Source organism: Streptomyces sp. NPDC054841 (genome assembly GCF_053611045.1).
Map to the genome: position 1 here is coordinate 1 of NZ_JBSGZO010000715.1, position 3,171 is coordinate 3,171.

The window sequence follows — 3,171 nt, forward strand, 5'->3', positions numbered from 1 at the left end:
CTTGCGATGCGTCCCCTCGGCCCTCCGGGCCTGGGGAGACCCCATGCATCTGACGCCGCGGCCTGGTCCTCGAAGATCGCCCGGACAGGACCTAGGGCCTGTCCGGTGGATCAGGCTGGCCCGGCAAGATCGCCCGGACAGGCCCTCGCGTCACCCCTCCGACAACCGGCGGCCCAGCCGGTCGATCGCCGCACGCACCCCGTCCCCGTAGCCGTCGTCCCCCAGTGCGTCCGACGCCGCCCGCGCCCGGTCCAGATGGACGCGCGCGGCCTCGGGGCGGTGGAGCTTCAGATAGTCCGCGGCGAGATTCAGGTGCAGGGACGGATAGATGCCGCGCACGGCGGCCGCCGAGTGGTGCTGCGCCAGGCGCTCGTCGGTGAGTCCCTCCGCCGCCGCCAGCGCCCGCAGATCCCAGGCCAGCTCGTCCCCGGCATCGTCCTGGGTGTCCGCCATGTAGTGGGCGAGGGTGCAGCGGTGCAACGGGTCGCCGTCCTCCCCCAGCAGCGCCCACAGCTCCCCGAAGCGGTTGCGTGCCTCCTCGCGGTCCCCGCCGTGGAGCAGCATGATCGCCTGCCCGATCCTGGTCATGACCGCGTCTTCCGACGCCTCCTGCTGCTCCACGAGTGCGGCCTCCAGCGCTTCGACATCGGTGGTGCCGACGCTAGCCGCCACCACCGGTGATCCGGCACAGGCTCGGGCGCCGGGCCCGAACCTGTCAGCCAGGTGCGCGAACCGTCAGCCCAGGTCGGGGATGCGCCAGTCGATCGGCTCGTGCCCCTGGGCCGCCACGGCCTCATTGATCTGCGTGAACGGGCGGGAGCCGAAGAACTTCTTCGCGGACAGCGGCGAAGGATGCGCGCCCTTCACCACGACATGGCGCTCCTCGTCGATCAGCGGCAGCTTCTTCTGCGCGTAGTTTCCCCAGAGCACGAAGACCGCCGGATCGGGCCGCGAGGCGACGGCGCTGATCACCGCGTCCGTGAACTTCTCCCAGCCCTTGCCCTTGTGGGAGTTGGCCTCGCCGGAGCGCACCGTCAGCACCGCGTTGAGCAGCAGGACACCCTGCTGGGCCCACGGCATCAGATAGCCGTTGTCCGGCACCGGGAGGCCCAGCTCCTCCTGCATCTCCTTGTAGATGTTCCGCAGGGAGGGCGGGGTCTTGACGCCCGGGCGCACCGAGAAGCACAGGCCGTGCCCCTGCCCTTCACCGTGGTACGGATCCTGGCCGAGGACCAGCACCTTCACCCGGTCGAAGGGCGTGGCGTCCAGCGCGGCGAAGACCTCCTCGCGCGGCGGGTACACCGGCCCCCTGGCGCGCTCGTCCTCGACGAATTCGACGAGCTCCTTGAAGTACGGCTTCTGGAGCTCTTCGCCGAGGACGCCGCGCCAGGACTCGGGCAGCATGTCGGTGTCGGTCACGTCAACAACCTCCGGTGTGCGATCAGTTCTCGACCACAGAACCTACCTGCGGCCACTGACAATCGCTCCCGCCGGACGGTCCGCCCCGAACCGGCCCCACCCCTACCAGCTGGTCTGCCGGTGCAGCTCCCACAACTGCATGACCGTCTGCGGGTCCAGGGCGCGCTCGCCGCCGGCGATGTCCTCGCTCGACGCAATGTAGGTCTTGCCCTGCCACAGCGGCAGCAGCCGCACATCGTCCACGAGGATCTCCTGTGCCCGTGCGAACTCCTTGGACACGTCCCCGCGATCGCTCGTCTGCCGCGACTGGGGCAGCAGCTGCTGGGTGATCTCCCGGTTCTCGTACGGCGTACCCAGCACGTTCTGCTTGCCGACGAAGGGCGCGATGAAGTTGTCCGGGTCGGGGAAGTCGGGGAACCAGCCTCGGCCGAAGACCGGGTACTCGCCCTTCTTGTACCCCTCCTGGAACTCCTTCCAGGGCTTTCCCTGGAGCGTGACCTTGAAGAGCCGCGACGATTCGAGCTGCCTCTTGAGCTCCGCGAACTCGCTGGCGGTGCCGGATCCGTACCGGTCGGTGGTGTACCAGAGGGTCAGCGCAACGGGGGTGTCGATTCCCGCGTCCTTCAGGATGGCGCGCGCCCTGTCGGCGTCGGGCTCACCGTACTTGTCGAAGAAGCCGGTGGTGTGCCCGGCGATGCCCTTGGGGATCATCGAGTACAGCGGCTCGGCGGTGCCCCGGTAGGCCTTGCCGACCAGCGCCCCGCGGTCGACGACCTGGGCGATCGCCTGGCGGACCGGCAGCTTGCCGACCGACGGGTCCTTGGGGTTGAACACCAGGTAGCGGATGTCGGCGCCGGTGGTCTCGATGAGCTGGAGGCCCTCGTTCGCCTTCTTCTTCTCCTGGAGATCAACGACCTCCTCCGCGGTGAGACCGCGGTACGTCGTGTCGATCTCCTTCCGCTTGAGGGCACCGACCATCGCTTCGGATTCCTTGAAGTAACGGATGGTGACGGCGTCGTTCTTACGGTCGGCGAAGCCGTTGTAGCGGGCGTTCTTCTTCAGCTCCGCCTGCGTGCCCTCCTGGTACGACTCCAGGGTGTACGGACCGGAGCCGGTGAGCTTGCCGTCCTCGCGGAGCTTGTCCTTCGGGTACTCGGCCGGGTCGACGAGGGACATCGCGGGCGTGGCGAGGATGAACGGGAACGTGGCGTCCGGCTTGGTCAGCTGGAACGTGATGGTACGGTTCCCGTCCGTCTCGACCGCACGGAGCGATCCGAGCAGTCCATTCGGACCGCCGTTGACGTTGATCTTCTGAATACGGTCGATGGAGTGCTTGACCGCGGCCGCGTCCAGCGGGTTCCCGTTGGAGAATTTGAGGCCTTCGCGCAGCGTGCACCGGTATGCCGTATTGGTGGGATTGGTGAACTTGCACCTCTCCGCCGCGTCGGGCTCGGGCGCGGTGCTCCCGGTCGGGAAGCTCAGGAGGGTCTGGAACACATTCCGGAACAGCTCCCAGGAGCCGTCCCACGCGGCGGCCGGGTCGAGTGTGCTGGGCGCACTCGTCGTGCCGACAACTATCTGCTGCGCCCCATCGGCGTGGTCATCCGAAAACAGACCGCATCCCGCCACCAGGGATATGGACGCAAGGGCTGCAGCCGCCCGCAGCATGGTCCGGTTGAACACGTGCACGCTCCTCGTTCAGCCATGGGTCGGCGAACCATACCGCAGTGCCCCGCCGGACCAACGTGGAGG

General features: G+C 68.1%; 3 protein-coding genes. All 3 read right to left on the reverse strand.

What is annotated here, in order from left to right:
- Positions 1-150: 150 nt before the first annotated feature.
- The 3 genes from ACWGI8_RS42165 to ACWGI8_RS42175 all read right to left on the reverse strand — a co-directional run bounded on the left by ACWGI8_RS42165 (position 151) and on the right by ACWGI8_RS42175 (position 3,102).
- Positions 151-588, reverse strand: a complete 438-nt coding sequence (locus ACWGI8_RS42165; protein ID WP_453668758.1) for a hypothetical protein — start codon at positions 586-588, stop codon at positions 151-153.
- Positions 589-735: 147 nt separating this feature from the next.
- A complete protein-coding gene (ung, locus tag ACWGI8_RS42170; protein ID WP_453668756.1) occupies positions 736-1,419 on the reverse strand; it encodes a uracil-DNA glycosylase in 684 nt (227 codons plus the stop codon).
- A gap of 102 nt (positions 1,420-1,521) precedes the next feature.
- Entirely contained in the window at positions 1,522-3,102 is a 1,581-nt protein-coding gene (locus tag ACWGI8_RS42175; RefSeq protein WP_453668757.1) for an ABC transporter substrate-binding protein, read from the reverse strand.
- Positions 3,103-3,171 lie beyond the last annotated feature (69 nt).

Excerpts from the sequence above, each read along its gene's own strand:
- ACWGI8_RS42165 (WP_453668758.1), bottom strand. The coding sequence starts at position 588 with ATGACCAGGATCGGGCAGGCGATCATGCTGCTCCACGGCGGGGACCGC.